This window comes from Pseudomonas knackmussii B13, assembly GCF_000689415.1.
Taxonomy (GTDB): Bacteria; Pseudomonadota; Gammaproteobacteria; order Pseudomonadales; family Pseudomonadaceae; genus Pseudomonas; species Pseudomonas knackmussii.
Map to the genome: position 1 here is coordinate 678941 of NZ_HG322950.1, position 21830 is coordinate 700770.

The following is a 21830-nucleotide window of genomic DNA, read 5'->3' on the forward strand; positions in this document are numbered from 1 at the left end:
TAGGAGACAGTGAGAAATGGCTCGTTACATTGGTCCCAAGTGCAAACTGTCTCGCCGTGAAGGCACTGATCTGTTCCTGAAGAGCGGCGCTCGCGCCCTCGACTCCAAGTGCAAGGCCGAACAGGTTCCTGGCCAGCACGGCGCTCGCCGTGGTCGCCTGTCCGACTACGGTCTGCAGCTGCGTGAGAAGCAAAAAGTCCGTCGTATCTACGGCGTACTGGAGCGTCAGTTCCGTGGTTACTACCAGGAAGCATCCCGCCGCAAAGGTTCTACCGGTGAGAACCTGCTGCAGCTGCTGGAATGCCGTCTGGACAACGTCGTCTACCGTATGGGCTTCGGTTCCACCCGTTCGGAATCCCGTCAGCTGGTGTCCCACAAGACCATCAGCGTGAACGGTCAGACCGTCAACATCCCGTCCTATCAGGTTAAGGCCGGCGACGTCGTTGCTATTCGCGAAAAGTCGAAGAACCAGCTGCGTATCGCTCAAGCCCTCGAACTGTGCGCCCAGCGCGGTCGCGTTGAGTGGGTCGAAGTGGACACCGACAAGAAGTCCGGTACCTTCAAGAGCGTTCCGGCTCGTGCCGACCTGTCCGCCGACATCAACGAAAACCTGATTGTCGAGCTCTACTCCAAGTAAGGGCTAGAAAATAGGTGCATCCATGCAGAGTTCGGTAAATGAGTTCCTGACCCCCCGCCACATCGATGTGCAGGTGGTCAGCCAAACCCGCGCCAAGATCACTCTCGAGCCTCTCGAGCGTGGTTTCGGCCATACCCTGGGCAACGCGCTGCGTCGCATCCTGTTGTCCTCCATGCCCGGCTGTGCAGTGGTCGAGGCCGAGATCGACGGCGTACTCCACGAGTACTCCGCGATCGAAGGTGTGCAGGAAGATGTCATTGAAATCCTGCTCAACCTGAAAGGTCTGGCCATCAAGCTGCACGGCCGTGACGAAGTGACGCTGACCCTGGCGAAAAAGGGCTCGGGTGTGGTGACCGCTGCCGATATTCAGCTGGATCATGATGTCGAGATCGTCAACGGTGACCATGTTATCGCCCACCTGGCCGATAACGGTGCGCTGAACATGAAGCTGAAAGTCGCTCGTGGCCGTGGCTACGAGCCGGCTGATGCTCGTTCGAGCGATGAAGACGAAAGCCGTAGCATTGGCCGTCTGCAGCTCGATTCCTCGTTCAGCCCCGTACGTCGTGTTGCCTACGTGGTCGAGAACGCCCGTGTCGAACAGCGTACCAACCTGGACAAGCTGGTCCTCGATCTGGAAACCAACGGCACCCTGGACCCTGAAGAGGCTATCCGTCGCGCCGCTACCATCCTGCAACAGCAGCTGGCAGCGTTCGTGGACCTCAAGGGTGACAGCGAGCCTGTCGTTGAAGAGCAGGAAGACGAGATCGATCCGATCCTGCTGCGTCCGGTCGATGACCTGGAGCTGACCGTCCGTTCGGCCAACTGCCTGAAGGCGGAGAACATCTACTACATCGGTGACCTGATTCAGCGCACCGAAGTAGAGCTGTTGAAAACTCCGAACCTGGGCAAGAAGTCCCTGACCGAAATCAAGGACGTCCTGGCCTCTCGTGGTCTGTCCCTCGGTATGCGCCTCGATAACTGGCCGCCGGCAAGTCTCAAGAAAGACGACAAGGCTACTGCCTGATCGTCGTAGCTACCGAACGTAAAGTTTGGAAAGGAATTGAACCATGCGCCATCGTAAAAGTGGTCGTCACCTGAGCCGCACCAGCGCGCACCGCAAGGCTATGTTCCAGAACATGGCTGTGTCGCTCTTCGAACACGAACTGATCAAAACCACCCTGCCCAAGGCCAAGGAACTGCGTCGCGTTGCCGAGCCGCTGATCACCCTGGCCAAGGTCGACAACGTTGCCAACCGTCGTCTCGCTTTCGACCGTACCCGTTCGAAAGAAGCCGTAGGCAAGCTGTTCAACGACCTGGGCAAGCGCTACGCCAACCGTCCGGGCGGCTACCTGCGCATCCTGAAGTGCGGCTTCCGCGCCGGCGACAACGCCCCCATGGCGTACGTCGAGCTGATCGATCGTCCGGTTGCCGGTCAGGTCGAAGCGGCTGAATAAGCCTGCTTGCTGCTCTACAAGAAACCGGGCCTCGTGCCCGGTTTTTTGTTGTCCCTGGAAATGGCTCGTATTTCGTCAGCATTTTCGCAATGGGGCTATCCTCGACCCGATCCGGATCGCGGTCGTGGAGGGCGGACTCCCCTTATTTTCTTCATCGGATTCATGGAGCTGACTGATGCAAGGCCACGCGGAAGTAATCGACTATCTCAACATGCTGCTAGCAGGCGAGCTGGCCGCGCGCGACCAATATTTCATCCATTCGCGCATGTACGAGGACTGGGGCTTCAGCAAGCTTTACGAGCGCCTCAACCATGAGATGGAAGAGGAAACTCAGCACGCCGACGCGCTGCTCCGTCGCATCCTGCTGCTCGAGGGCACGCCCCGCATGCGTCCGGACGAAATTCATCCAGGTCGCACCGTGCCGGAAATGCTCGAGGCCGATCTCAAGCTGGAGCGCCAGGTGCGCGCCGCGTTGGCCAAAGGCATCGCGCTTTGCGAGCAGCATCGCGATTTCGTTTCCCGCGAGATTCTCAAGGCGCAGCTGGCCGACACCGAGGAAGACCACGCCTACTGGCTCGAGCAGCAGCTCGGTCTGATCGCCAAGATGGGGCTGGAGAACTACCTGCAGTCGCAGATCTGACAGCCGAATCGCCATAAAAGAAGCCCCTGGTGCTGCCGTGCACCAGGGGCTTTTTGTTGGGTCGGGAAGCGCGTTCAGGCGTCTGTAGCGCACCGGCGGCTGCCTATCAGGATGTCAGTTTTTAAGAGATAAAAACTATCGTGGCGTTGCTTTTCATAAATTGGTCCCTTCTTTGGAGCGGGTCTAGTCTTACCCAACCGTCGGCCGTAGTCGTCCAGACCGACTCGATGAGCACAGAGGACAAAGGAGAGAGCAATGTCGAATGAAGCAAAATGCCCGTTCAATCATGTCGCAGGTGGCGGCACCACTAACAGGGATTGGTGGCCCAACCAGCTTCGCGTGGATCTGCTCAACCAGCATTCGAACAAGTCCAACCCGCTCGGCAAGAAATTCAACTACGCCGAAGAATTCAAGAAGCTCGACTACAAGGCCCTGAAGGCCGACCTGGTCCGGCTGATGACCGACTCCCAGGACTGGTGGCCCGCCGACTTCGGCCACTACGGTCCGCAAATGATCCGGATGGCCTGGCACGCCGCCGGCACCTATCGCACCACTGATGGCCGTGGCGGCGGCGGTCGCGGCCAGCAGCGCTTCGCTCCGCTCAACTCCTGGCCGGACAACGTCAACATCGACAAAACTCGCCGTCTGCTCTGGCCGATCAAGCAGAAGTACGGCCAGCAAATTTCCTGGGCCGACCTTCTTTTGCTCGCCGGTAACGTCGCGCTCGAGTCCATGGGCTTCCGTACCTTCGGTTTCGGTGCTGGCCGCGAGGACGTGTGGGAACCGGACCAGGACGTGAACTGGGGCGCCGAGATCAAGTGGCTGGGCGCGGACCCCGAGCGCGTCGACGCCGCCCGTGATCTGACCCCGCCTTTCGGTGCCACCCACATGGGCCTGATCTACGTGAACCCCGAAGGCCCGAATGCCAGTGGCGACTACATCCTCGCTGCCCGCGATATCCGCGAAACCTTCGGCCGCATGGCCATGGACGACGAGGAAACCGTGGCCCTGATCGCCGGTGGCCACACCTTCGGCAAGACCCACGGCGCCGCGCCCGAGTCGCACAAGGGGCCGGAGCCGGAAGGCGCGCCTATCGAAGCCCAAGGTCTCGGCTGGATCAGCAACTTCGGCAGCGGCCACGGCAAGGACACCATTTCCAGCGGCCTCGAAGTCACCTGGACCAAGACCCCGGCGCTGTGGAGCAACAACTTCTTCGAGAACCTGTTCAAGTTCGAGTGGGAACTGACCACCTCGCCGGCAGGTGCGAAGCAGTGGATCGCCAAGGACGCGCCGGAAATCATTCCGGATGCGCATGTCCCTGGCAAATTCCACAAGCCGACCATGCTGACCACCGACCTGACCCTGCGTTTCGATCCCGAGTTCGGCAAGATCTCCAAGCGCTTCCTCGACGATCCGCAGGCTTTCGCCGACGCCTTCGCCCGCGCCTGGTTCAAGTTGATCCACCGCGACCTGGGCCCGAAAGCACGCTACCTCGGCCCGGAAGTGCCGAAGGAAGACCTGCTCTGGCAAGACCCGCTGCCGGCGGCCACGCACAATCCGAGCGCTGCCGATATCGCTGATCTGAAGGCGAAGATCGCTGCCTCCGGGCTGTCGGTTGGCGACCTGGTTTCGGTAGCCTGGGCCTCGGCTTCGACCTTCCGCGGTGGCGACAAGCGCGGCGGCGCCAACGGCGCGCGCCTGGCTCTGGCGCCGCAGAAGGACTGGGCGGTCAACCAACGTGCCATCAAGGCGCTGCCCAAGCTGGTGGATATCCAGAAAGCATCTGGCAAGGCGTCGCTGGCCGACGTCATCGTACTGGCCGGTAACGTGGGTATCGAGCAGGCCGCCAAGGCTGCCGGCGTAAGTGTGGACGTGCCGTTCAGCGCGGGCCGTGTCGATGCTCGCCAAGACCAGACCGACGTCGACTCCTTCGGCGTGCTGGAGCCGGTTGCCGATGGCTTCCGCAACTACAGCAAGGGCAAGCTCGGTGTTCCTACCGAGGCCATGCTGATCGACAAAGCGCAATTGCTTACGCTGACTGCGCCCGAGATGACCGCGCTGGTGGGTGGCCTGCGGGTGCTGGGAGCCAACCACGACGGCAGCCAGCACGGCGTGTTCACCGACAAGGTCGGCGTGCTAAGCAATGACTTCTTCGTCAACCTGCTGGACATGGGCACCGAGTGGAAGGCTGTGGACAGCTCTGGCGAAGTCTTCGAGGGCAAGGACCGCAAGACCGGGAAGGTAAAGTACACCGGGACCCGCAACGACCTGGTGTTCGGCTCCAACTCGGTGCTGCGCGCCTACGCCGAGGTGTATGCCAGTGCCGACGGCAAGCAGAAGCTGGTGGAGGACTTCGTCGCCGCCTGGACCAAGGTGATGAACCTGGACCGTTTCGACCTGGCCTGATGCTCCAGTGCTGAAAGAAAAAGCCCCGTGGTTTGCGGGGCTTTTTTTCGTTTTCGGCCGTCAGGCGCGATCGCGTTCCAGCAGCGGTTTGAGGAAGCGGCCGGTGTGCGACTGCTCCATCTCCGCCACCTGTTCCGGTGTGCCGCTCGCGATGATCTGGCCGCCCTTGGAGCCCCCCTCGGGGCCGAGGTCGACCAGCCAGTCGGCGGTCTTGATCACGTCCAGGTTGTGCTCGATCACTACCACGGTGTTGCCGTGGTCGCGCAGGCGGTGCAGTACGTCGAGCAGTTGCTGGATGTCCGCGAAGTGCAGGCCGGTGGTCGGCTCGTCGAGGATGTACAGGGTCTTGCCGGTATCGCGCTTGGACAGCTCGCGGGACAGCTTGACCCGCTGCGCCTCGCCGCCGGAGAGGGTGGTCGCGCTCTGCCCCAGCTTGATGTACGACAGGCCCACGTCGATCAGCGTCTGCAGCTTGCGGGCGATGGCCGGGACGGCGTCGAAGAACTCGCGGGCGTCCTCGATGGTCATGTCGAGTACCTCGGTGATGCTCTTGCCCTTGTAGCGGATCTCCAGGGTCTCGCGGTTGTAGCGCTTGCCCTTGCAGACGTCGCAGGGCACGTAGATGTCCGGCAGGAAGTGCATCTCCACCTTGATCACGCCGTCGCCCTGGCAGGCCTCGCAGCGGCCGCCCTTGACGTTGAACGAGAAGCGCCCCGGGCCGTAGCCGCGCGAACGGGCTTCCGGCACGCCGGCGAACAGCTCGCGGATCGGGGTGAACAGGCCGGTGTAGGTCGCCGGGTTCGAGCGCGGTGTGCGGCCGATCGGGCTCTGGTCGATATCCACCACCTTGTCCAGGTGCTGCAGCCCATCGAAGGTTTCGTAGGGTGCGACCTCCAGGCTGGTGGCGCCGTTCAGCGCGGTGGCGGTGATCGGGAACAGGGTGTTGTTGATCAGCGTCGACTTGCCCGAGCCGGACACGCCGGTCACGCAGGTGAACAGGCCGACCGGGATTTCCAGGTTGACGTTCTGCAGGTTGTTGCCGCGCGCGCCCTTGAGCTTGAGCAGCTGCTTCTTGTTGCGCGGCGTGCGCTCGGCCGGCACCACGATCTTCTGGCGTCCGGAGAGGTACTTGCCGGTGACCGAGTCCGGATGGTCCATGACCTCCTGCGGCGTGCCCTCGGCGACGATCTGCCCGCCGTGCACGCCGGCGCCGGGGCCGATGTCGACCACGTAGTCGGCGAGGCGGATGGCGTCCTCGTCGTGCTCCACCACGATCACCGTGTTGCCGAGGTTGCGCAGGTGGGTGAGGGTGCCCAGCAGGCGCTCGTTGTCGCGCTGGTGCAGGCCGATGGAGGGTTCGTCGAGGATGTACATGACGCCCACCAGGCCGGCGCCGATCTGGCTGGCCAGGCGGATGCGCTGGGCTTCGCCGCCTGACAGGGTGTCGGCGCTGCGGTCCAGGGTCAGGTAGTCGAGGCCCACGTTGACCAGGAACTGCAGGCGCTCGCGGATTTCCTTGAGGATCTTCGCGGCGATCTCGCCGCGGCGACCGGTCAGGGTCAGCCCCTCGGCGTAGTCACAGGCAGCGCCCACCGGCATCGAGGTGACCGCCGGCAGGGTCTTGTCGCCGACCCATACGTGGCGCGCCTCGCGGCGCAGGCGGGTGCCGTGGCAGTCCGGGCAGGGCTGGGTGCTGAGGAACTTGGCCAGCTCCTCGCGCACGGTGGCCGACTCGGTTTCGCGGTAGCGGCGTTCCAGGTTCGGCAGGATGCCCTCGAAGGGGTGCGCGCGCTTGACGATGTCGCCGCGGTCGTTGAGGTAGCGGAACTCGACATTTTCGCGGCCGGAGCCATTGAGGATGAATTTCTGGTGCTCCGGTGGCAGGTCCTGGAAGGGTTCCTCCAGGCTGAATCCGAAGTGTGCGGCCAGCGAGCCGAGCATCTGGAAGTAATAGACGTTGCGCCTGTCCCAGCCGCGGATGGCGCCCTCGGCCAGGGTCAGCTCGCCATTCACCACCCGGCGCGCGTCGAAGAACTGCTTCACGCCCAGTCCATCGCAGGTCGGGCAGGCGCCGGCCGGGTTGTTGAAGGAGAACAGCTTGGGTTCGAGCTCGCTGATCGAGTGGCCGCAGATAGGGCAGGCGAAGCGGGCGGAGAAGATGATCTCTTCGCCTTCTTCGTCGTCCATCGGTGCCACGAGGGCGATGCCATCGGCGAGATTGATCGCCGTCTCGAAGGACTCGGCCAGGCGCTGCTGCAGGTCGCCACGGACCTTGAAGCGGTCGACCACGACGTCGATGGAGTGCTTCAGCTTCTTGTCCAGCTTGGGCAGCTCGTCGAGCTCGTAGAGCTTGCCGTTGACCCGGGCGCGGACGAAGCCTTGCGCGCGCATTTCCTCGAACACCGCCAGGTGCTCGCCCTTGCGCTCGCGGATCACCGGGGCCAGCAGCATCAGCTTGCGGCCTTCGGGCAGCGCCAGAACCTGGTCGACCATCTGGCTGACGGTCTGCGCCTCCAGCGGGATGTCGTGGTCCGGGCAGCGGGGGATGCCGACGCGCGCATACAGCAGGCGCAGGTAGTCGTAGATCTCGGTGATGGTGCCCACGGTGGAGCGCGGGTTGTGCGACGTCGACTTCTGCTCGATGGAGATGGCCGGCGACAGACCTTCGATAGTGTCGACGTCGGGCTTTTCCATCATTGAGAGGAACTGCCGGGCATAGGCCGACAGGGATTCCACGTAACGGCGCTGACCTTCGGCGTAGAGGGTGTCGAAGGCCAGGGAAGACTTGCCGGAGCCGGACAGGCCGGTGATCACGATCAGCTTGTCGCGCGGCAGGGTCAGGTCGATGTTCTTCAGGTTGTGGGTACGTGCCCCACGGATGAGGATCTTGTCCACAGCGGCCTCGCATGGCGGGCGAAAACCGCTGAGTATACGTTTCCCCCGGCCGCTGCGGCAAAGCGCCGACTGGTGCCCTCGGCCGGCATGGCTGCTAGAATGCCCGGCTGTTTTTCGGCGTCGGCGCCAGCCGACCATCCCGGGAGCGGATGGACACGCCAGCGCGGGGCATGAGGCAACGCCCGCATCCATTCTTCCCACGAGGGGCTTATGCAAGACACCCACACCGAGCGCATGAGCGGCACCGAAACCCGCGCCGCCATGGGCCTGTCCCTGGTCTTCGCGTTTCGCATGCTCGGCATGTTCATGGTCCTGCCAGTCCTGGCCACCTATGGTCAGGACCTCGCCGGCTCGACCCCGGCACTGATCGGCCTGGCCATCGGCGCCTATGGCCTGACCCAGGCGATCCTGCAGATTCCGCTGGGCACCCTGTCCGACCGCATCGGCCGCCGGCCGATCATCGTCGTCGGGCTGCTGATTTTTGCCGCCGGCGCTGCGCTGGCGGCCAACGCCGATTCCATCTGGGGCATCATCGCCGGCCGCGTGCTGCAGGGCGCCGGGGCGATCTCCGCGGCGGTCATGGCCATGCTTTCGGACCTGACCCGCGAACAGCACCGCACCAAGGCCATGGCCATGATCGGCATGAGCATCGGCCTGTCGTTCGCCGTTGCCATGGTCGCCGGTCCTGTGCTGACCCACCTGTTCGGCCTGCACGGGCTGTTCTGGTTCACCTCCGGCATGGCGCTGGTGGGGCTGCTGATCATCCTCTTCGTGGTGCCGACGCCCGACCATCGCATGCAGCACCGTGAATCCAGCGTGGCCAAGCAGTCGCTGGTGCCGACCCTGAAGAACCCCGAGCTGCTGCGCCTGGACGTCGGCATCCTGGTCCTGCACGCAATCCTCATGGCCAGCTTCGTGGCCCTGCCGCTGGCGCTGGTCGAGCGCGCCGGCCTGCCCAAGGAAGAGCACTGGTGGGTCTACCTGACCGCGCTGCTGGTGGGGTTCTTCGGCATGGTCCCGTTCATCATCTATGCCGAGAAGAAGCGCCAGATGAAGCGCGTGCTCAGTGGCGCGGTAGCGACCCTGCTGCTCTGCGAGCTGTACTTCTGGGAGTTCGGCTACAGCCTCCGGGAGCTGGTGTTCGGCATCGTCGTCTACTTCACCGCCTTCAACCTGCTGGAGGCCTCGCTGCCGTCGCTGGTGAGCAAGGTGTCGCCGGCCGGCGGTAAAGGCACGGCGATGGGCGTGTACTCCACCAGCCAGTTCCTCGGCGCAGCCGTGGGCGGCATTCTCGGCGGCTGGATGTTCCAGCACGGTGGCCTTGACGGGGTGTTCATCGGCTGCGCGGTGCTGGCTGCCCTCTGGTTGGCGATTGCTGTTACCATGCGCGAACCGCCTTACGTGACCAGCATCCGCCTGCCCCTCTCGGAGGAGGCCTTGCGCGACGCAGAGCTGGCACAGCGATTCAAGGCACTGCCCGGTGTGGCAGATGTGATGGTGGTCGCCGAGGAAGGCGCCGCCTATGTCAAAGTGGATACCCAACAAGTCGATCGCATGTCCCTCGAGCGTCTGGCGCAAGCCGCGCCGGTGGCGTGCTGATCCTTCAGGAGAACGTCATGGCCCGTGGGGTTAACAAAGTCATTCTGGTTGGCAACGTCGGTGGTGACCCGGAAACCCGCTACCTGCCCAACGGCAATGCGGTGACCAACGTCACCCTGGCCACCAGCGAGAGCTGGAAGGACAAGCAGACCGGTCAGCAACAGGAACGCACCGAATGGCACCGCGTGGTGTTCTTCGGTCGCCTGGCGGAAATCGTCGCCGAGTACGTGCGCAAGGGTTCGCAGATCTACGTCGAAGGCAGCCTGCGTACCCGCAAGTGGCAGGGGCAGGACGGCCAGGACAAGTACACCACCGAGATCGTGGTAGACATCAACGGCAACATGCAACTGCTCGGCGGCCGTCCGGGCGCCGGTGGCGACGACGCCCCGCGCGCTCCGCGTGAGCCGCAGCAGCGTCCGCAACAGGCTCCGCGCCCGGCCCCGCAGCAGCAGGCTCCGGCCCCGCAGCCGGCTCCGGACTACGACAGCTTCGACGACGACATTCCGTTCTAAGCGTCGGATCGGTCTCAAAGAAGCCCGGCATTCCCCTTGGGGATGCCGGGCTTTTTCATTTCCGTTTGTAGGAGCGCTGCTAGGCGCATGCCAGCTCCGTAGGATGGGTTGAGGCGCGAAACCCATGCGGCGACTGGTGCGGCGCACACGATGCCCGGCCTGGGCGTCTTCCAGGGCAGCATGGGTATCGCCTTCGGCTCAACCCATCCTACGAATCGCAAGGCCTAGCCTTATCCGCCGCTGCCAATCGCACTAGGCAGATCAGCGATACCAGCGCGGCGTATACACCCAGTCGCCGCCGTCGGCGCGGGGGAAGCGCCGGGTCAGTGACGAACCGATGATCACCAGGGTGCGCATGTCGACCATCTCCGGCTGCAGCTCGCCGAGGGTCAGCACCCGCAGCGCCTCGGCCGGGCGGCCGATATCGCGGCCGAGCACCACCAGGGTTTCTGGCGCACGGTGTTCGCGGACGATTTCCAGGGCGCGGCCGAGCTGCCAGGGGCGCGCCTTCGAGATCGGGTTGTAGAAGGCCATTGCCAGGTCGGCGAGGCCGGCGTGGGCCAGGCGCTTCTCGATGATGTCCCAGGGCTTGAGGTTGTCCGACAGCGAGATCAGGCAGAAGTCATGCCCCAGCGGCGCTCCGGCCTTGGCAGCCGCGGCAAGCGCGGCGGAGACGCCGGGCAGCACCTCCAGCTCGACGTTGTGCCATTCCGGATCGTCGCTTTCATGCAGCGCTTCCATCACCGCTGCGGCCATGGCGAACACGCCGGGGTCGCCGGACGAGATCACCACCACCTTGCGTCCGCTCGCCGCCAGTTCGAAGGCGTGGCGGGCGCGCTGCATTTCCTCGCGGTTGTCGGTGCAATGGCGCACCTGCTCCGGGCGCAGCGGCTCGGCCATCTTCACGTAGGTCTCGTAGCCGAGCAGGTCTTCGGCTTCATCCAGCGCGCGGCGCACGGCCGGGGTCATGTGCTCGGCGGCGCCGGGACCGAGGCCGATCACGCTGAGGCGACCGCGCGGACGACCGATGACAGCGGCCTGCTCTGGGGAATCGGCGAGGCGCAGGCGGATGCCGTTCTGGCTCGAATGCACGGGCGGTAATACGTCTTCGGCGATGAAGCGCAGCGGTACACCGAGCGCCCGGGCGACCTCACCGAGGCGCACATCGGCCATGTGCTCGCGCGGGGCGAGCAGGGCGGCGAGGGCGGCCGGGGCGAGATTCGCGGCGGCCAGGGCGTTGTGGACAAGCGTTTCCAGATTGCCGGTGGGCGCTTCGATTTCAGCGAGCACGCAGCGCGGATGGATCAGCAGTTCGTCCCGCTGCGCCGGGCGTGCCTCGCAAGTCACCCGCACACTGCGCCGGGCATCCTCGGCCAGCGGCAACTTCGCTTCGGCCAGCCAGGGCGCTTCACCTTCGATGCGCAGGCTTTCGCCGCCGAGCAGGTCGGCGACGAAGCGCTTGCCCTGTTCGATATCGGCCAGTTCGTAGCCGGCGGGCGGCTCCAGCAGGCAGGTGCCGAAGCGCAGCTCGCCGCTGGTGGTGATGGCGGGAGCCACTTCCAGTGCGGCGGCGATCCCGCGCGCCAGGCGGTTCACCCCGGCCAGGCCACCGAGCAGCGGCACCACGGCGCTGCCGTCCTCGGCGACGGCCAGTACCGGCGGCTCGGCGCCTTTCTCCTGCAGCAGTGGCGCCAGGCTGCGGATGACGATGCCGGCGGCGCACAGGGCGATGAGCGGGGTGTTGCCGCGGTAGAGCGCACGCAGGGTGTCGCCGAAGTCCTGGTAAAGCTCGTCGGCGCCTTCGACGCGGCCCTGCAGGCCGTGGATGCGCGCCTGTGGATAAAGCGCCTGCAGGCGTTTCGCGGTGGCCAGGGCGCTGGCGCCGAGGATGATGATGGCGGGGGAGGCGTTCATCAGCCGCGCCACCTTTCGCCGGGGATCACCACCATGGAGAAGTACGGCGAGGCCATTGGGTCGACGTCGTCCAGCGGCACGATGCGTTGTTCCCGCATGGTCGCCCGCTCCACGTAATGGGCGCCGCCGTCGCGGCCGAGTTCGCGCAGCACGCGGCGAACCTTGTCGAAGTTGCGCCCAAGCTTCATCACCACCGCTGCGTCTGCCGTTGCGAGGCGTTGCTTGAGCTCGTCTTCCGGCAGTACGCCGGAGAGCACCGAAAGGCTCTGGTTGCGGTACACCAGCGGCACGCCGAGCACCGCAGCGCTGCCCAGCATCGAGCACACGCCTGGCACCACTTCTGCCGGATAGCGCTCGGCCAGGCGGTCGTGCAGGTACATGTAGGAGCCGTAGAAGAACGGATCGCCCTCGCAGATCACCGCGACGTCGCGGCCGGCGTCCAGATGGCGCGCGACCTGTTCGGCGGCGGTGTCGTAGAAGTCGCTGATCACGCCTTCGTAGGTCAGCGGCGGCTCCAGCTTTTCGGTGGTCACCGGGTACACCAGCGGCAGACGCTCCTGCGCCTCGCCCAGGTGCTGTTCGATGATGCCGAAGGCATTGCCGCCGTGGCCCGCGTGGTGCTTGGCCTTGGCCACGAAGTAGGCGACCACGGGGGCGGATTGCAGCAGGCGCAGGGCCTTGAGGGTGATCAGCTCGGGGTCGCCGGGGCCGACGCCGAGGCCGAGCAGGCGGCCAGTCATCATTCCACCTCCGTGGCCAGGGCGTTCACCGCGGCGGCGGCCATGGCGCTGCCGCCGCGACGGCCGCGGACGATCACGTAGGGCACGCCGCGGCTGTCGGCGGCGAGCAGGTCCTTGGATTCGGCGGCGCCGACGAAGCCCACCGGAAAGCCGAGGATCAGCGCGGGTTTCGGTGCGCCGGCATCGAGCATTTCCAGCAGGTAGAAGAGGGCGGTCGGCGCGTTGCCGATCACCACCACGCTGCCTTCCAGGTGCTCGCGCCAGTGCTCCAGGGCGACCGCCGAGCGGGTGTTGCCCAGCTCGCGGGCCAGCGCCGGGACGTCGGATTCGTTGAGCGTGCAGATCACCGGGTTGTCCGCCGGCAGGCGCGCGCGGGTGATGCCTTCGGCGACCATGCGTGCATCGCAGAGGATCGGCGCGCCTTTCGCCAGGGCTTCGCGGCCGGCTGTGCCGGCGCCGGGGGAGAAGCGCAGCTCCTGCACCACGTCGACCATGCCGCAGGCGTGGATCACCCGCACGGCGAGTTTTTCCAGGTCGGCGGGGATGGCCGAGAGATCGGCCTCGGCACGGATGGTGGCGAAGGATTGGCGGTAGATCGCCTGGCCATCGCGGATGTAATCAAGCATCGGGAATCACTCCGGGATCGCGCAGCCGGTCGGCGGCGGCGTCGAGGGAAAGGTTGCGCGCCAGCGGCTGGCCGAAGCCGGCCACGCGTTGGGGGGGACGGAAGAGGTCGTAGCGGCCGTCGGCGACGGCCAGCAGGGTGAAGGGCGCGACATGGGCGGCGGCGCAGGAGCGCGGGCAGCCGCACAGGTGCACGCCAGCGGGTAGCGGCTCCTGCAGGCGCTCGGCCAGGCGCAGGGCGTCGCCCTTGGTGTCGGCCAGGCCACGGGCGCAGCCGGTCGAGCCGCTGCAGGCGATCAGCCGGGACAGCGGCTGCTCGGCCGAAGTGGTCAGGCCCAGGTCATCCAGTGCGGCGAGCACGGCATCGGCGCGCTCGTTCGGAATGTTCGGCAGCAGCACGCCCTGCCAGGGGGTGAGGCGCAAGGTGCCGTCGCCTTCGCACTCCGACAGGTCGGCGAGCGCGCGCAGCAGTCGGCTGTCCAGGCGGCCGAGCACGAAGCCGGCGCCGATGCTGCACGAGCCTGGCTGGCGCTGCTGGCAAACGCCGAGCTGGGCGAAGGGCTGCACCGGCTGGCGCCGCCAGTTACCCACAGAGGCATCGCGTTGCAGCGGGACGTCGAGCTGTTCCAGCAGGCGTTCGGCCGGTGTCGTTTCGAGGAGCTGGCGCATGCGCGCCTGGCCTTCGCCGGCCAGGTCGAGGAACAGATTCAGCAGCGCTTCGACCAGCACCGGCACCTGCTCAGTGGCAACGGCGGCGAGGGCCGGTTGATCGTCTGCATGGATTGGCGGGCAACCCGCCAGGCCGAAGGCGAAGTGCCCGCCATCCATGGCCGAGAGCCAGAGATCGTGGGGATGTTCGAGCATCGCCAGGCCTTCGCCGCCGTCCAGTTGAATGGCGAACTTGGCCGACAGCGTGTGGAAGCGCGGATTGTCTTGCAGCAGGGCGAGCAGGGTGTCGGCCAGCGGCGTGACGTCCCGCTGCATGGCCGGATCGATGCCGGCGGCGGGGCTGAGCAGCAGGTTGCGCACGTCATCGGCGGCGGCCACGCGCGGGCCGAGCCCGGCGTCGAGCAGCTCGGCGGAAAGCGCTGCTTCGGCGCCGGCATGCACGCCACGAATCTGCAGGTTTGCTCGATTGGTCGCTTCCAGCACGCCATCGGCATGACGTTCGGCGGCAGCGGCTATGGCGCGCGCGGCGACGGCGTCGAGACGCCCGCCGGGCAGCTTGATGCGGCAGATGCCGCCATCGCGCGAGGCGACGATGCGCAGCAGCCCCGGGCAGGCCGAGGGGCGGATGGCAGTGGACGGGGCAGGGGACGGGCGCTGCACAGGGTCACCAGGGCTGGGTCGCCGTGACCATGCGGATCGCCTCGGAGGGCGACCTCACAACACCGATACACCCCGCTCGATGTCTGCACGTGCGACTGGTCTCGTCGGCAGGTCTCCTGGCTGGCAGGTCCTCATCCAGCGCGGCCTTCCCGGTTGCCCAGTGGCCAATTCGCGCGGACTCGCTGCTTACAGTTGCGGGGGCAGCCACGGTTGGTCCCGTGTTCCCTCTTCGGCCCTGATGGGCACCGACGAAGCGCGTATTATGCCCGCTTTGTCCGAATGCTGGAAAAGCCTGCCCGTCGGATCGGTGGGCAGCGAGATCGAGGAGTTTCCATGACAGCCTGGCTGACCATCGTCGGCATCGGCGAGGACGGCTATGCCGGCCTCGGCAAGGCCGCTCGCCGCGCGCTGCTGGCGGCCGGCGTGGTGTTCGGCGGCGAGCGCCAGCTGGACCTTTTGCCGCACTGCCTGAAGGCCCGCCGCGTGGCCTGGCCGAGTCCCTTCGACCTGGCGCCTCTGCTGGCGCGGCGCGGCACGCCGACCTGCGTGCTGGCCAGCGGCGACCCGATGTTCTTCGGCATAGGCGCGACCCTCGCGCGGCAGTTGCCGGTGGAGGAGATGCAGGTGCTGCCGGCGCCGTCCTCGGTGAGCCTGGCCGCTGCGCGCCTGGGCTGGCCGCTGCAGGCGGTCGAGCTGCTGTCGCTGGTCGGTCGCCCGCTGGCGGCGCTCAATTCGCGCCTGCATGCGGGGCGTCGCCTGTTGCTGCTGAGCAACGACGGCCGCAGCCCGGCAGCGGTTGCGGCGCTGCTGCGTGAGCGCGGTTTCGCGCCGAGCCGGCTGAGTGTGCTGGAGCACCTGGGCGGCGAACGCGAGCGGCGCATCGATGGTTTGGCTGCCGATTGGGCGGTCGACGAGACGGCTGCGCTCAATGTCATCGCCATCGACTGCATGGCCGGCGACGATGCCCGGCGCCTGCCGTTGACGCCCGGCCTGCCGGACGACGCCTATCGCCACGACGGCCAACTGACCAAACGCGACGTGCGCGCCGTGACCCTCGGGCGCCTGGCGCCGGAGCCGGGCGAACTGCTCTGGGACGTCGGCGCCGGTTGCGGCTCCATCGGTATCGAGTGGATGCGCGCGCACCCCAGTTGCCGCGCTATCGCTATCGAGGCCGATGCAGGGCGCCAGGGCCATATCGCGCATAACCGCGACGCTCTCGGCGTTCCCGGCCTGCAACTGGTCGCCGGACACGCGCCCGAAGCGCTGGACGGACTGGAAGCGCCCGACGCCATCTTCATCGGCGGCGGCGTCACCGTGCCGGGCGTGCTGGAAAGCTGCTGGGCCAACCTGAAATCGGGCGGCCGCCTGCTGGCCAACGCCGTGACCCTGCAGAGCGAAGCGACGCTGGTGAGCTGGCGCGAGCGCCATGGCGGCGAGCTGGTCCGTCTGCAAGTGGCCCAGGCACAAGCGCTGGGCAGCTTCGACACCTGGCGCGCGGCGCTGCCGATCACCTTGCTGGCGCTGCGCAAGCCATGAGCGGCAAGCGCGTCCTGCTGCTCGGTGGCATAGGCGAGGCGCTGTCCATTGCCCGTCGCCTCGGCCCGCAACACCTGTACAGCCTCGCCGGACTGGGCAAGGTGCCGGACGACCTGGCCTGCCAGGTGCGAGTCGGCGGCTTCGGCGGTGCCGAGGGGCTGGCGCAGTTCATCGTCGAACACGGCTATGACCTGCTGCTCGATGCCACCCATCCCTACGCCGCGCAGATCAGCGCGAATGCCGCGCGCGCCGCGCAGCTGGCCGGTGTGCCCTGCTGGGCGCTGCGCCGTCCGGGCTGGCAGGCTGGTGCTGGCGACGACTGGCGCGAGGTGCGCGACTGGGCAGCGCTGATCGAGGCGTCGGCGCCATTCCGCCGTCCGCTGTTCACCCTGGGCCGCGAACCGCTGGAGCACCTGCACGAGATTCCCGCCGAGCAGTTCTGGACGGTGCGCTGCCTGCAAACCCTGCCGGGTGCGGAGCGCGCGGAAGTGCTGGGCGCACGTGGGCCCTTCACGCTGGAGGGCGAGCGCGAGCTGTTCGAGCGCCTGGGGACCGATGTGCTGATCAGCAAGAACAGCGGCAGCCAGGCCACCGAGCCGAAGCTGCAGGTGGCGCGTGAGCGGGGGATTCCGGTGCTGATACTGGCGCGTCCCGAACTGCCGACAGTGGACCGGCAGTTCGAGGGCGTCGAAGAGATGTGGGAGGCGTTGGGGCCTCTCGTCAACGGATAACGAGCGCTTCAACCGCAGCCTGGGGAGCGGCGTATGACCGCGAAGGGTCATACGCCGCTCGGTTAGCTAACTAGCTGGCGCCGCGGTCGTCGCCGGGCTCAGCGTGATTGCCGTGATCGTCTCCGGCCTCGGCGTGATTGCCGTGATCGTCTCCGGCCTCGGCGTGATTGCCATGGTCGTCTCCGGCCTCGGCGTGATTGCCATGGTCGTCACCGGCTTCGGCGTGGTTGCCGTGGTCATCGCCGGCTTCGGCATGGTTGCCATGGTCGTCCCCGGCCTCGGCATGGGTACCGCTACGGCCGCTGTTGCCGGCGCTGTCGCCGCTGTGGCTGCTGCCGCTGTTGGCACTGCCGTGACCGCTGTTGCCGCCGCCATGGCCGCTACCGCTTCCACCGCCACTGCTGCCTCCACCGTGGCCGCCGCCATTGCCGCCGCCGCTGCCACCACCGCCGTGACCGCCACCGCCGCCGCCGCTGCCACCACCGCCATGGCCGCCACCACCGCCGCCGCTGCCGCCACCGCCATGGCCGCCACCACCGCCGCCGCTGCCGCCACCACCGCCGCCGCTGCCGCCACCACCGTGGCCGCCTCCGCCTCCGCCTCCGCCGCTACCGCCTTCCCGCGCCTCGGCGCTGGAAAGCGGCGAAAGATTGTCGGGCAGCCAGGAATGAGCCGCTACCAGTGCACCAGCAACGGCCAGGACCAACAGGCTTTTCTTCAACTTCATGGGAGTCTCTCCATTGGCTTTGGGGCACGAGGCCCGAACTGGGGCTCACATGCTCTGGGTCCACTGACGGCCCTCGGAAAGAGCGGCCAGTGATTACGGAACACGCCAGGAAGGCGATCGCGCCGACCGGTCGTCGGGCGGCGCGGCGCTTTCACTGGCTGGCCTGCTGCAGTGCCGGCTTTGCAGGGGCAGTCGGCGGCAAAGGGTTGTCGAGGTAGGTGAGCAGCGCTTCGACGTCCGTTTCGCCCAGCCCCATGTTGGGCATGGCCACCTGGTTGAACTGCTGGTAGAGCGCGCTGGCGATCGGGTCCTGCTCGGCCAGCATGCGGTCCGGCTCGCGCAGCCAGCGGCTCAGCCAGGCGCGTTCGCGGCGCTGGGTGACGCCGGCGAGGTCCGGGCCTATGGCCTGGCGCAGGGCGTTGGCGTCGGCGCCCAGGGAGTGGCAGGCGGAGCAGCGGGTGCGGAACAGCTGCTCGCCGTGCGAGGGCGTGCGCAGCTGGGGCGCGTCGGCGTAGCTGTTGGGCTTGGCGCTGGCCAGCTTCCAGTTGTGCAGCTCGTTGCCCAGGCGGTCGGCGAGGATGTACGGATTCTCGAAGGGCGAGACCTTCATCCATTGCCCCGTAGCCTGGTTGCCGATGATCAGGCTGAGGCTGTGCTGGCTCTTGTTCTGCGGGTCGATCCGCGCGTCGAGCAGGCCCAGGCGCTGGCGCAGTTCGGTGATGGCGGCGAAGTCGCCGGTGAGGAAGCGCCAGCCGGGGCCGACGTGGAAGCGCTCGGCGTAGGCCTTGAGCACTTCCGGGGTGTCGGCCACGGGGTCGATGCTGATGGAGTAGAAGTACAGGTCCTTGCCGACGCGGTCGCCCAGCAGCTTCTGCACCTGGCGCAGGCGCGCGGTCTCCGCCGGGCAGGTGGCCGAGCAGCCGGTGAAGATGAAGTTGATGGCCACCACCTTGCCGGCGATCAGGTCGTCGAAGAAGCGCACGTGCCGGCCGTCCTGGTCGACCAGCTCGGTGTTGGGGAAGTAGTCGCGGCCCCAGGGGCCATCGCCCTCGGCGGCCGCCATGTGGCAGGCGGCCGCCAGGAGCAGTAGCCAGGGCTTCAGCCACCGGGCCGCGCGTTTCACGGCTGCGACCCGCTGTTGCTGGTGACATCGCCGGTACGGAAGGTCGGCAGGGCGACGGACCCGGCGTATTCGACGCCATCCCAGGTCGGCAGCGGCGTCGGCATCAGCTGGAACTGCCCGGGGAACTCGACGTCCCAGCGCAGCAGCATGGAATTGTCCTCATGCTGGGTGTTGTGGCAGTGCTCCATGTAGGTGCCGGCGAACTCGCGGAAGTGGATGGCCATCTGCACTTCCTGCTGGCTGTCGGCGTCCTCGCCGATGCGGTAGACGTCCTTGCGCGCCCACTTTTCCCATTCCGGTGGTGCCTTGCCGCCACGGCTGAGGACGATGCCTTCCTCGAAGTGCACGTGCACCGGGTGGCTCCAGCCGTTGCCGCCGTTCTGGATCTTCCACACCTCCAGGGTGCCGTCGCCGCTCCAGCCGGCGTCGGTCGGTCCATTGCCCAGCTGTGGCGCGGCGGAGACGCGCAGGGCGTTCATGCTGATGCCCAGGCCGCCGTCGGTCTTGATGGTCCAGGGCGCTTCGTCGGTGCCGTCGGAGCGGCCGAAAACGAAGGTGCGATGGCGGGCCTGGGCGATCTTCGCCTTGTCGGTCGGGTTGTCGCGGTCGAGGGTCAGCGGAATCATCTTCTTGCCGGCGGCCTTGCCCGGCTTGGCTGGCTCGTAGGCCACCGGGTCGAGGCTGAGGTCCTGGCCGCTGTAGGGTTTGACGATGAACTGCATGACCAGGCCGACGCCGGGGTCGCCTCTGTCCCATTGCGGGCCCTTGCTGCCCTGCTTGATGACCGCCTTGTACTTCTCCGAGAGCACTTCGGCCAGCGGCACGTCGCGCTTGGTGCCCTTGCCGGTGTCGTGCTCCTTGAGGTTGACCAGGTAGAGCTTGTCGCCGGGCTTGATGCCGTTGCGGGAGAAGTTGACGAGGATGTCGTAGCGCTCGGCGATGCCCTGGGTCGGCAGGATCGCGTTGTTGTCGCTGCGGTCGCCGTCGCCATTGAGGTCCATGCTGCCGTCGAAGGGCACGGCATGCTCCATCAGGTTGCCGTCGTTGGCGACCATGTGGAACGGCACCCGCGCGTAGGTCAGGTTGGAGCCGGAAGGGCCCTGGAACTCGCCGCCCTTGCCGTTGATCTCGCGGACCAGGGCGAGCTTCAGGTAACGCGACACCGAGCCGTTGAGGATGCGGAAGCGGTAGTTGCGGGCGCGCACATTGAGATAGGGCTTGTACTGCCAGTTGGTCAGCACCTGGTCGCCGAGGAAACCGTCGGTGTTGAACGGGTTGAACCACAGCTGGCCGCTCTGATCCCAGGCCTTGTCGGCGATCACCAGGTTGACGTCGTAGTCGCGGTTGCCCCAGGCCAGCGCCGAGCCGCTGGGCAGGCGCAGGTTGACGCCGTCGTCGATGGCCTCGTTGCCGCGGTCCAGGGCGCTGTAGTAGTTCATCATCGCGGCGTTGCCCTTGTAGACGTTCTGCGCGGTGAAATCGAGCATGTGGTCGTGGAACCAGTGGGTGCTCATGGTTTCGCGCCAGTCGCCGCGGATGTTGATGCGGCCGTTCTGGCAGGTCTTCAGGCCGGGTTGTTCGTCGTTCACCCAGAGGGTTTCGCCCGGCGCGCAGGGGAAGGCTGCGCGCGGGTCCTGGGCGCGGGTGTTGATGCTGTCGTAGCCGGCCAGCTGGATCGGCCAGCGGTAGTCGTAGTACTGGCCGGGGAAGAAGAACGCCGCGGTGTAGCCATCGCTTTCCGCCGGGGTGTGCCCGTTGTGTTCATGGGTGCTGATGGTGTGCAGGCCGAAGCCGCGGTTGGCTGCCGGGTCGATCGGCAGGGCGTTGTAGTGGCGCATCAGCAGCGGCTGGCCGTAGCGCACCATGAGCAGCTTCGGCGGCAGGGTGCCGTCGAAGGTCCACACCGAGTTGTGGTCCTGGATCGGCATCAGCGGGTGGATGCGGATCGGGATGCCCTTGGTTGTGCCGTCGAAGCCCTGCGTACCCGTGGTGTTGTGGTAGAGCCCGCCAGGCGCGAACTCACCGACCGCGTAGTGGTGCATCTGCCAGGCGTCGCGCACGCCGCCGTTGGCGCGTGCGCCGGCCTGCACGGTCTTGTACGCGGCCTGCGGGTAGAACTCGTTCCAGCGCTGGTGCGACCAGCCCTTGCCCGGTGGCCGGCCCTCGGCGGGCGAACCGATCGGCTGGCGGTTGAGGAAGTCCTCGATCGGCCGCTTCCAGGGGTTGCGGTCGAGCACGTTGGCGAACTGGCTGGGGTAGGGCGTCAGCCCCGGCTGCTTGAGGAAGGCGTCCAGTGCGCTGCTTGCCGGGCCGCTGCGGGCGACGCTGAGCGGGTCCTGCTCGGGAGCCGGGCCAACGGTCGGCAGCGGGAAGGTCAGGGGGCCGGGCGGGGTCGTCGGGTCCAGTTTCACCGGGCCGAATTCCTCGAACAGCAGCATCTGCTGGGTGAACGGCTGGGCGCCGAACAGGGGGCTCGGCTTGCCGTTGGTGGGGTAGTTGAACGAGGTCTGCTGCAGCGGCGGCAGGACGTTCTCGGTGCGCGGCGTAGTGCGGTCGCCCTCCACGCCGTTGGGCAGGTCGAAGGCGCCCTGGTTGGCATCCGGGGTGTTGGCCAGTTCGGCGGCCGCGTCGACGTCGTTGGGGACGTCGCGGAAGTAGGAGACATCGTTGTCCGGCGGCTGGCCGAAGTCGTCCAGCGAGGAGGCCTGCAGCGCCGGCGCGGCAGCCAGGATCAGGGTGCAGGAGAGGTTCCTGAGACGGCGTGAGGGAACCCTGGGGCGTTGTGAGTTCATGTTCGGCTTCCTTCGCTTCGCGAGCGGATGGGTCGACGTAGCGATCCGCGGTGTACGGAACGGCCGCGGGTGTTTCTGGTGTTGGCGAAGGGGCCGTCGCAAAGCTCGCGCCACAATTTGCAACAAATTGCCTGGCGCGCCGCTGGCCTAGTGCCATGCGGCTTGCAGGAG

Annotated in this window: 16 protein-coding genes, 1 pseudogene and 1 riboswitch; of the genes and pseudogenes, 9 read left to right on the forward strand and 8 right to left on the reverse strand. The window is 66.7% G+C overall.

The window, feature by feature from the left end; all coding sequences use genetic code 11:
- Nucleotides 1–16 precede the first annotated feature (16 nt).
- The 5 genes from rpsD to katG all read left to right on the forward strand — a co-directional run bounded on the left by rpsD (nt 17) and on the right by katG (nt 5137).
- Entirely contained in the window at nt 17–637 is a 621-nt protein-coding gene (gene rpsD, locus PKB_RS03200; RefSeq protein ID WP_043248954.1) for a 30S ribosomal protein S4, read from the forward strand.
- Between the two features lie 22 nt (nt 638–659).
- Nucleotides 660–1661, forward strand: a complete 1002-nt coding sequence (locus tag PKB_RS03205; RefSeq protein ID WP_043248956.1) for a DNA-directed RNA polymerase subunit alpha — start codon at nt 660–662, stop codon at nt 1659–1661.
- Between the two features lie 43 nt (nt 1662–1704).
- Entirely contained in the window at nt 1705–2091 is a 387-nt protein-coding gene (gene rplQ / locus PKB_RS03210; RefSeq protein WP_043248958.1) for a 50S ribosomal protein L17, read from the forward strand.
- A 175-nt stretch (nt 2092–2266) separates the two neighbouring features.
- A complete protein-coding gene (bfr, locus tag PKB_RS03215) occupies nt 2267–2731 on the forward strand; it encodes a bacterioferritin (RefSeq protein WP_043248961.1) in 465 nt (154 codons plus the stop codon).
- Between the two features lie 255 nt (nt 2732–2986).
- Nucleotides 2987–5137, forward strand: a complete 2151-nt coding sequence (gene katG, locus PKB_RS03220; protein ID WP_043248963.1) for a catalase/peroxidase HPI — start codon at nt 2987–2989, stop codon at nt 5135–5137.
- Nucleotides 5138–5197: 60 nt separating this feature from the next.
- On the opposite strand, the gene uvrA is transcribed toward katG, so the two are convergent.
- Nucleotides 5198–8032 carry an excinuclease ABC subunit UvrA gene (gene uvrA, locus PKB_RS03225; RefSeq protein ID WP_043248965.1) on the reverse strand — a complete coding sequence of 945 codons (2835 nt, stop codon included), beginning with the start codon at nt 8030–8032 and terminating at the stop codon, nt 5198–5200.
- Nucleotides 8033–8242: 210 nt separating this feature from the next.
- Between uvrA and PKB_RS03230 the strand changes: the two genes are divergently transcribed.
- Both PKB_RS03230 and ssb read left to right on the forward strand, forming a co-directional pair.
- Nucleotides 8243–9631 carry an MFS transporter gene (locus tag PKB_RS03230; protein WP_043248967.1) on the forward strand — a complete coding sequence of 463 codons (1389 nt, stop codon included), beginning with the start codon at nt 8243–8245 and terminating at the stop codon, nt 9629–9631.
- Between the two features lie 17 nt (nt 9632–9648).
- Nucleotides 9649–10143, forward strand: coding sequence for a single-stranded DNA-binding protein (ssb, locus tag PKB_RS03235; protein WP_043248969.1), 495 nt, complete (start codon nt 9649–9651; stop codon nt 10141–10143).
- Between the two features lie 261 nt (nt 10144–10404).
- Here the strand turns inward: ssb and cobJ are convergent, their stop codons facing one another.
- From cobJ to cobG, 4 genes are read right to left on the reverse strand one after another with little or no spacing between them, the layout of a single operon-like run.
- A complete protein-coding gene (gene cobJ / locus PKB_RS03240; protein ID WP_043248970.1) occupies nt 10405–12057 on the reverse strand; it encodes a precorrin-3B C(17)-methyltransferase in 1653 nt (550 codons plus the stop codon).
- The gene (locus PKB_RS03245; protein ID WP_167333354.1) at nt 12057–12800 is read right to left on the reverse strand and encodes a precorrin-2 C(20)-methyltransferase; all 744 of its coding nucleotides are present in this window, start codon (nt 12798–12800) and stop codon (nt 12057–12059) included. Before PKB_RS03245 ends, cobJ begins: the two co-directional genes overlap by 1 nt.
- On the reverse strand, nt 12797–13423 hold the full coding sequence (locus PKB_RS03250; protein WP_043248975.1) for a precorrin-8X methylmutase: 627 nt from the start codon (nt 13421–13423) through the stop codon (nt 12797–12799). The genes PKB_RS03245 and PKB_RS03250 overlap by 4 nt, the downstream gene beginning before the upstream one ends.
- Nucleotides 13416–14750 carry a precorrin-3B synthase gene (cobG, locus tag PKB_RS03255; protein WP_043248977.1) on the reverse strand — a complete coding sequence of 445 codons (1335 nt, stop codon included), beginning with the start codon at nt 14748–14750 and terminating at the stop codon, nt 13416–13418. The genes PKB_RS03250 and cobG overlap by 8 nt, the downstream gene beginning before the upstream one ends.
- An 89-nt stretch (nt 14751–14839) precedes the next feature.
- Nucleotides 14840–15015: riboswitch (cobalamin riboswitch) on the reverse strand.
- A 68-nt stretch (nt 15016–15083) separates the two neighbouring features.
- Here cobG and PKB_RS03260 point away from each other — a divergent pair.
- Nucleotides 15084–16286, forward strand: a complete 1203-nt coding sequence (locus tag PKB_RS03260) for a bifunctional cobalt-precorrin-7 (C(5))-methyltransferase/cobalt-precorrin-6B (C(15))-methyltransferase (protein WP_043248979.1) — start codon at nt 15084–15086, stop codon at nt 16284–16286.
- Nucleotides 16283–17017, forward strand: a complete 735-nt coding sequence (locus PKB_RS03265) for a cobalt-precorrin-6A reductase (RefSeq protein ID WP_043248981.1) — start codon at nt 16283–16285, stop codon at nt 17015–17017. Before PKB_RS03260 ends, PKB_RS03265 begins: the two co-directional genes overlap by 4 nt.
- Nucleotides 17018–17087: 70 nt before the next feature.
- Here PKB_RS03265 and PKB_RS30075 read toward each other — a convergent pair whose 3' ends face one another.
- The 3 genes and pseudogenes from PKB_RS30075 to PKB_RS03280 form a co-directional block, all read right to left on the reverse strand.
- Complete coding sequence (locus PKB_RS30075; RefSeq protein WP_043248983.1) at nt 17088–17744, reverse strand: hypothetical protein; 657 nt, start codon at nt 17742–17744, stop codon at nt 17088–17090.
- A gap of 151 nt (nt 17745–17895) precedes the next feature.
- Nucleotides 17896–18807 carry an SCO family protein gene (locus PKB_RS03275; RefSeq protein WP_084166765.1) on the reverse strand — a complete coding sequence of 304 codons (912 nt, stop codon included), beginning with the start codon at nt 18805–18807 and terminating at the stop codon, nt 17896–17898.
- Nucleotides 18808–18875: 68 nt separating this feature from the next.
- A pseudogene (locus PKB_RS03280) lies at nt 18876–21659 on the reverse strand (multicopper oxidase domain-containing protein); the annotation flags it as partial.
- Nucleotides 21660–21830 lie beyond the last annotated feature (171 nt).

Coding starts and splice junctions, on each gene's coding strand:
- PKB_RS03250 (WP_043248975.1), bottom strand. CDS start 13,423: ATGCTTGATTACATCCGCGATGGCCAGGCGATCTACCGCCAATCCTTC.
- cobJ (WP_043248970.1), bottom strand. CDS start 12,057: ATGAACGCCTCCCCCGCCATCATCATCCTCGGCGCCAGCGCCCTGGCC.
- rpsD (WP_043248954.1), top strand. CDS start 17: ATGGCTCGTTACATTGGTCCCAAGTGCAAACTGTCTCGCCGTGAAGGC.
- PKB_RS03265 (WP_043248981.1), top strand. CDS start 16,283: ATGAGCGGCAAGCGCGTCCTGCTGCTCGGTGGCATAGGCGAGGCGCTG.
- ssb (WP_043248969.1), top strand. CDS start 9,649: ATGGCCCGTGGGGTTAACAAAGTCATTCTGGTTGGCAACGTCGGTGGT.
- PKB_RS03230 (WP_043248967.1), top strand. CDS start 8,243: ATGCAAGACACCCACACCGAGCGCATGAGCGGCACCGAAACCCGCGCC.
- PKB_RS03260 (WP_043248979.1), top strand. CDS start 15,084: ATGACAGCCTGGCTGACCATCGTCGGCATCGGCGAGGACGGCTATGCC.
- PKB_RS03275 (WP_084166765.1), bottom strand. CDS start 18,807: ATGGCGGCCGCCGAGGGCGATGGCCCCTGGGGCCGCGACTACTTCCCC.
- PKB_RS30075 (WP_043248983.1), bottom strand. CDS start 17,744: ATGAAGTTGAAGAAAAGCCTGTTGGTCCTGGCCGTTGCTGGTGCACTG.
- PKB_RS03205 (WP_043248956.1), top strand. CDS start 660: ATGCAGAGTTCGGTAAATGAGTTCCTGACCCCCCGCCACATCGATGTG.
- bfr (WP_043248961.1), top strand. CDS start 2,267: ATGCAAGGCCACGCGGAAGTAATCGACTATCTCAACATGCTGCTAGCA.
- rplQ (WP_043248958.1), top strand. CDS start 1,705: ATGCGCCATCGTAAAAGTGGTCGTCACCTGAGCCGCACCAGCGCGCAC.
- PKB_RS03245 (WP_167333354.1), bottom strand. CDS start 12,800: ATGATGACTGGCCGCCTGCTCGGCCTCGGCGTCGGCCCCGGCGACCCC.
- katG (WP_043248963.1), top strand. CDS start 2,987: ATGTCGAATGAAGCAAAATGCCCGTTCAATCATGTCGCAGGTGGCGGC.